6 protein-coding genes and 1 pseudogene are annotated in these 7,247 nt (G+C 28.8%); 4 read left to right on the top strand and 3 right to left on the bottom strand.

Annotated features, from left to right (window positions below):
• Positions 1–3: 3 nt before the first annotated feature.
• Positions 4–2,340 (bottom strand): TonB-dependent receptor plug domain-containing protein, encoded by a 2,337-nt coding sequence (locus B4G36_RS09210; protein WP_291063532.1) that lies wholly within the window; start codon positions 2,338–2,340, stop codon positions 4–6.
• A 527-nt stretch (positions 2,341–2,867) separates the two neighbouring features.
• On the opposite strand from B4G36_RS09210, the gene B4G36_RS09205 reads away from it, so the two are divergent.
• From B4G36_RS09205 to B4G36_RS09195, 3 genes are all read left to right on the top strand, one after another.
• Positions 2,868–3,038 carry a hypothetical protein gene (locus B4G36_RS09205; RefSeq protein WP_291063531.1) on the top strand — a complete coding sequence of 57 codons (171 nt, stop codon included), beginning with the start codon at positions 2,868–2,870 and terminating at the stop codon, positions 3,036–3,038.
• A gap of 556 nt (positions 3,039–3,594) precedes the next feature.
• A complete protein-coding gene (locus tag B4G36_RS09200) occupies positions 3,595–3,804 on the top strand; it encodes a hypothetical protein (RefSeq protein ID WP_291063529.1) in 210 nt (69 codons plus the stop codon).
• A 317-nt stretch (positions 3,805–4,121) separates the two neighbouring features.
• Positions 4,122–5,615 (top strand): hypothetical protein, encoded by a 1,494-nt coding sequence (locus B4G36_RS09195; protein WP_291063527.1) that lies wholly within the window; start codon positions 4,122–4,124, stop codon positions 5,613–5,615.
• A gap of 153 nt (positions 5,616–5,768) precedes the next feature.
• On the opposite strand, the gene B4G36_RS09190 is transcribed toward B4G36_RS09195, so the two are convergent.
• Positions 5,769–5,942 (bottom strand): hypothetical protein, encoded by a 174-nt coding sequence (locus B4G36_RS09190; protein WP_291063525.1) that lies wholly within the window; start codon positions 5,940–5,942, stop codon positions 5,769–5,771.
• Between the two features lie 172 nt (positions 5,943–6,114).
• On the opposite strand from B4G36_RS09190, the gene B4G36_RS09185 reads away from it, so the two are divergent.
• Complete coding sequence (locus B4G36_RS09185; RefSeq protein ID WP_225541547.1) at positions 6,115–6,699, top strand: SOS response-associated peptidase; 585 nt, start codon at positions 6,115–6,117, stop codon at positions 6,697–6,699.
• On the opposite strand, the pseudogene B4G36_RS09180 reads toward B4G36_RS09185, so the two are convergent.
• Positions 6,688–7,247: pseudogene (locus B4G36_RS09180) on the bottom strand (exonuclease); the annotation flags it as partial. The gene B4G36_RS09185 and the pseudogene B4G36_RS09180 sit on opposite strands and share 12 nt — an antisense overlap.

Raw genomic sequence — 7,247 nt, 5'->3', positions numbered from 1 at the left:
AATTCAGGGGGATATCCAATATGGGAAAGACCCTATGACTCCTCCTATAGACACACTTGGTTTTTCATAAATAGGAATATCATTGTAATATTTTGTTTTAAACCAAGCACCACTTAAGGTAAATCGTGTATTAATACCTTTGAAACGTGGTGTACTATACTGAAATTCTATACCTTCTTTATCCGTCACACTTCCGTTCTCTATCGTTGTAAAAGCTGCATGTTCTCTTACAATAGTGTATGGCACATTTGTTAAATCTGGTCCGTTTGCTGTCCAATTGTTAAGATCTACTTTCGTAGCATCATATTTTTTATATGAATTAACTCTGAAATTATTGAATGGTCGAAAACCATTGTTCATATTTTCTTTGTAATAGGTAATCGAGAAGTTATGTTTATTATAAGAAAAATCTGCTCTAACTTCTTGCTTAATATTTTTTGCTGCAGTTATATTTTTATTTTCTAATGATTGCACATACGTCATATAATTTATGTAACGATAACGTGCATCATCATGATAATAATTTAACTGAACATAGTCTGTAAACTGTTTATTAGGATATAAATAATAAGTTGTTGGTTGCTTATAAAACAATCCGTATCCTAATGTTAAATCAATTTGAAGTGGTTTTCCTGCAATCATAAATTGTGGTAATCCATACTGAAAATTAAGACGTGGTTCTGCAAAAACCTTATCGCTTATCGTATAAGATTTATCCACACCTAAAAGCTTACTTATACGTAAACCTCCATATAATGTAAATGAGTGTTTATTTAATTTATAATCGATACGATCTCCTATAAAAGCAGCAATATTTTGTGTTGCAGGAATATCACGAAATGCTCTAGGACGCGTAGTCATACTAGGAGATGGAGGCTGTGTAACATCATACACATCTCCTCTACCATTATTTTTGCTATAACGCCAATCTAATCCAAGTTCGTAAGTGTTAATTAAGCCTATAAAACTCTTTTTACCAGATGTTTGTAATTGCGCGTTCAAATCCAAAGGTTTACCATCTGTCTTATAATCAGATACAAAACTAGTTGCTGCAAAAATCCCTACACTTTCTCCTTCTTCAGTTGATAATGGTAAGGCTCTTGGTCCCGAATATTGTATGAATTGTCTTTGTTCTATACGATCAAAACCTTGTATAATAGATGTATTTAGAGTTACTAAATCAAAAAATGATTTTTTAGGAAGTTCGTATGTAAAGTTATTTGTAACTGTAAATTTTCTTGTATAAGATTTATACCTATCTGTAGGTGCATAAGCATTATCTGGATCAATACTAACATTATCTAAAGTGCTAGAAAAATCTAAATTAGATCTCCATCTCAACGGATTATTCCATAATTTAGTTTTTAAATCAGATCGCAATGATGCTGTAACACGCTGATAATTCTCTTGATCATCGCTTGGATCTTCTTTCGCGTTTAAAAAATCGACAGATGTATTCAACTTCCAGTTATCGCGTAGACTAAATCCTTTACCTACATAATATTGTTTACTAAAACCATCTACTTTAACACGTGCTTGTAAAGGAGTTACACCTATTTTTCGTTCTATTTTAATTAATCCAGAGGTCAGGTCACCATAAGCAGCCGACGGAATTCCTCGTATTATCTCTACTTTTTCTATGTCATTCGTCGAAATGCTTCGCATATCAATCCCTGTCGAAATCGTATTTCTATATTTTGGAGCTGAAGAAAATGCAAGTTGATTTAACGAACGTTGCATATCCGAATTGGAATTGATAATATTATCATCCACCATAAACTGTACTCCTAAAGACGATGTTTCATAACCACCTACAGTTGGTCTTTCAGAACTTTCTCTAATCAAAGCAACATTAGTCGTTGTAAGATTAGGTTGTTTGGCTAATCCACCAGGTAAAAGCTCCATCAAATCAGAAAAACTAGATGGTTGTAGATGTTCCATCGCTTTCCTATCTATTACAGATTTAGATGTCAATCCTTTGTCTTCTTTTGCAGTAAAAACAACTTCTTGTAAAGCAATTTCTTTAGAGACAAGCACATATGTTAACGTTCTGTTTTTGGTAAGATCTATGCTAACATTTTTATCTTCATATGCTATGTGAGAAATTTTTAAACTATAATTACCAATTGGTAAAGTTATTTCGGCAACTCCATTTTTATCTGTTCGAATAGATTTACTATTGTTGATAATGACATTTACATCTTGTAATGCTATACTATCACTGTCAATTACATGTAATTTTAATTGCTGATTGATATTTTGAGCATTTGCATTTGCATTTGCACTAAAAACTACAACTACAAGCACATATCTAAACTTCTCCAATAAATTACCTAACATTCTGTTCTCAAATTAGAGTGCGAATATAGAATTATTCTAAATAATTAACAATTTATTTAGACTAATTATTAATAAAGATTAAAAAGGAGTATTACATGAACAATTTTGCATTGATAGAATTTATCATTATTAAGATACTAGATTTCTCATATGTTCTCACTTCTTCGGAATGACAACTCGGATTTTGTCATTCTAGGCTTGTCTCAGAATCGCATACTATACTTTCTAACCACAATAGAAACATAGATTTATTAAGTTCTACTTGATACGCTTAACATTTTACGTGTTTTTCTTTCTTACTGTCACATTGAGTGGTTTTCGTTTAATAGAAAAAGAAAATAGTATCTAATTTTCTTTTTTTCTTTTTTTCTTTTTTTCTTTTTTTCTTTTTTTCTTTTTTTCTTTTTTTCTTTTTTTCTTTTTTTCATTAAACTTTTAACTTAATGCAAAATTTGATTTTCGACGATCAAAATTAGTTTCAGTCACTTAATGTTTTAAATAGAAATTTAGCGGGTTCAGAATTATTTATGAAACCAAATGATATGCTAAAATTTGGAAAATTAGTTTTGAATAAAGGGAAATATGAAAATAATCAAATTGTTTCTTCAAAATGGATTGAGGAATTTACTTCTGAACAAGTAAAATTAGATTCTTGGGATGTTTTACCAAATGCAAATGGTTACGGCTATTATTGTTGACGAATAAAAACAAACGTACATCAAGTTTTTGTAGCAATTGGTTGTGAAGGAAAAATGATTTGTATTATTCCCGATTTATAAATGGTAATTGTAACAACTTGTTTTCTTAATTATAAAACTAGAGGAAGAATAAAACCGAAAAGACTACACGATTTTATTGATGAAATAACGAAATAAAAAAGTCTGAAGATAGTATTAATGCTGGTTTTGATTAGATTGCTGTTTTTATCTAATACCTCAAAAGCTATCCATATTCGTATTTTTTGTAGCTTTACAAATAATGGAACAGCTTTGGCTTCGTTTGGCTCTGAATTGTATATTTGCTTAACTTAATCCGTACTTCGCCAATATTTCCATTTGAAAAACAAACGCAACAATGAAAGACAAATTCAGAAAAGCTGTAGAAAACAAAGACGAACAATAACTTATTAAATATCTAAATTTCAACAATTTAGACAAGCTTGACAGCAATTGTTTCGAGTATCTTGAAAAAGCTCTAAAGGAAACTTGGCATAGTCAGCACGAAGATTTAGTCAACACAATTTACTTAGAGAATTTGAGAGACGATAGACTTGTTGAACCGATTTTAAATATTGCGATTGATAGAGAACATTTCCGATGGTATGATGATGAATTGGAGGCAACTTTGAGAAAATGTGTTCATGCGCTAAAAACAATTAACTCAGACATTTCTAATAGTGCTATAGAAAAATTAAAAGAATTAAATAATGAAAACGTAAAATATGTGCTTGAGATGTACAAATGAAACAGCATATAACAAGATAACTGTTCACAACTCCAATTTCAGGTACAAAAACACGGAATAGTATAAATAACAACCTTTTTAAAAGTGATTTTAAAGAGGTTGTTTATTTTACACAACATGGTATACAATATAATTTTGTTTGTATATTTGAGTTAAATTTCACTAAATGAAAATATAGATGATTTACTACGAAAGTCACCGTATTTTACTTCGTTAAAAAAATATTGGTTGTAATATTTAAACAAAAATTTTGTTAATTATTTAGTATTATCCTTTATTTATTATTGTAAAAGTATTTTTTCACCTAATTTATAAGAATGCAGTATATTAAAATATTTCTTTTTTTTTCAATTGGCTTTTTGTTTTCTTGTTCAAACGACGACGATAAGTTAGATATAAAAGATGATGTAACAAAAGTAAATCAAGCTCCAAAAAACTTTGAGATAACAATTAAAGATGTGTCACATTCTAGTGCTAAAATAATTTGGAATGCTGCAATTGACCCTGATAATGATCCTGTCAAATATGATATTTATCTAGAAAATGTAAAAATTTTCTCAGATCTAATTGATTTAGAAGCTAATTTTCAAAATCTTGAAGAATTAAAAAACTACTCTGGTTATATAATAGCAAAAGACAGTCATGGTAATGAAACAAGAGAATATTTTAAATTTATAACTTTCAAATATTACTTGAAATTTATGAAGGATTATGATTATGGTCCAAATAAATATCATGGTGAATTATCATCAATTACTTTAACAGAGGATAATCATTATTTGGTTTCTGGTATATTCTCTCGTTCAGTATTTGTGTTTAAAATTAATGCTGAAGGCGATTTAATTTGGAATAAATATTATACTTTTTCAGATCCAGATTTTTATCAAACATTAAATAAACCTGTTGAAATTATTAATTCTAATAATGGATCTATTTTCACGTACCAACACTATGTAGTTCAATTAGATAAAAATGGCAATAAAATATGGCAAAAAGATTTTAGAGAAATATATGGATACGATCAGTATATTTTATTAGAGTCTTTAAAGTATGATCAACAAAATAATTTGGTTGTTGTTGGAAATCATATGCATTCAGAATTTATGGATGATATAAAAGGTGTTGCTGTAAAGTTTTCTCCAAATAAAAACATATTATGGCATAAGTCATACGAATTAGATTATTATAATAATATTTTAGATTTAGCATTTGATAAGAATAATAACATGATTATGTTTGGAGATACTCGTCTTGAAGACCAAAATGGTACATATTCTAATGCTAAATTTTGGTTGTTTAAAATTGATATGAATGGTAATAAAATTTTCGAAAAAAAATTTGGCGATGGTTATTGTTTTCCAATAAAAATAATTAATACAAAGGATGAAAATTTCATTATTCAGGGACATTGGATGGGAGCTTATGATAAAAGATTTGATATTATAAAGAAAATTGATCAAAGTGGTAATTTTATATGGGAACACTCTTTCCTATCAGATGAAATTGCACAATTTTCGGTTACTGAATTATCAAATTCAGATATATTGGTTACAGGTAAAGATAATAATAGATCTATGGGGTTCTCAGATATAAGATACATTAATTTATCTCCAGAAGGTAAAAAGCTATGGCAAAAAACAATTGCTTTTGATTATTCATACACTGCAGGAGTTGATGTGTTAGCGACAGATGACGGTGGTTTTACTATGATTTCAGATTTCGTGAAGATAGATTATAATTATTACTCAATGTATCCTAATGCCAAAATTCTTTTATTAAAATCTGATCCTTATGGAAACATAACAATGTAAGTTTATTTTAATAACGAATTAACACATCTATATTGTTTAAAAGTAAAATGTAAATTCGGCATATAAAACGTTTTTTTTCTAACGTTAAGTAGTCTTTATATTAGAATTACATTAAACTCGTTGGGAATTCTTCTTCAATCATTTCAATTGATTCTATAGTTGATTTTCTTTTTCTGTTTTTATATAGAATTCTACATCCACTATTCCGTTATATCTAGTTAGATTAGAGTTCAATTCAGAATTAGTATTTTCTAAACTAATAATCTTTTTTTCGAGTTCAGAAATTTTATCAAATTCTTTCTTTTTTAAAAAATCAAATATTCCCATCACAATTAATTTTCTTGATACAACAAAACTACATAGAGCGTTACAATCTGATTTACGTGAAACCGTAAGTTTATAAAAAATTCGTTTCACTTGTTTTCAATCGTTTCAATAGCTTCTATTTTTTGATTGTTCTTTTCTTCCTAATCATTATCTTTATTCCAAAGTTGATGCTATGTGTTTTCATGTAAAAGTGACCAAAACAAAAGAACAGATTGAAAAGAAATCAAGGTTGAAATTCAAACCTGAAGTTAGATTTGCGCCAAATCCTCATTTCAAAGGTTTTGATCATCCGAAATTACCTGTTATCACCAATCAACAAGATTTTATTCATTTGTTGGAATGGGGTTTAGTTCCGCATTGGGCTGGAAATGATTTTAATTCGAATAATACACTAAACGCACGTATTGAAACTATAGATGAAAAACCATCTTTTCGAGATGCTTACACCAATCGTTGTGTGATATTGGTTGATGGCTTTTATGAATGGCGACACGAAGGCAAAGACAAAATCAAATATGATATCGGAATCAACAATAATTTGATGTGTTTAGCAGGATTATATTCTGATGATACGTTTACGATAGTTACAACTGAAGCTGTCGGCATTATGGATTATATCCACAATACTAAACATCGTATGCCAATAGTCCTAAATGATGGTGAGAATTTGATGAATTGGTTAGATTGTAAACCAATTGTTCCGTTTACTGATTTCAGCTACCAGCGTGAAGATGGTCAAGTGAGTTTATTTGGATAATTCGGATTTTATATGTCGAAATAAGATTTTTCGGACATCCTTATTATCTTGTTTTTGCTCAATAAATAATTTCATTTCGTCTAGATTCTCAATTAAATGATCGCAATAGCCAAATCCTTTGTAAACTCCTTTTTCAATTAATACAATACCTTTTTCATTTTCAGTTCTTCCAACCAATTCAAATAAAAAGTCCTTTTTGGGTAAATGTATTGTTTTCAAAAATTGACGAACTCTTTTGTTGTAAAGTTTCACTTCTTCCCTATTTATACAAGCTCCGTTACATTCGTCTAAACTATATTGAAAACAACTTGATTTGGTTTTATATAAACCATTTATTTTTTGACAAAGCTTATATTTATCTGTAATGTAAAATAAATAATCTTTTGCTTCATTTAACGATGTAAATGAGATAATTTCGTTCCCAGAGTTATCAATTTTCTTCACAATTAATGCATGATAACCATCCGAATTTATTTCTTTGTTCAAAGCATAGAAAAACTTAATTTTTCGTTGAGCTCGATTAAATAGTGGCAGATTTTGTTTGATTA

The organism is Empedobacter sp. UBA3239, from assembly GCF_002362875.1.
In the GTDB taxonomy this organism is placed as follows: Bacteria; Bacteroidota; Bacteroidia; order Flavobacteriales; family Weeksellaceae; genus Empedobacter; species Empedobacter falsenii_B.
Note: the sequence above shows the minus strand (reverse complement) of the source record. Positions and strands in the feature narration are given on the sequence as shown.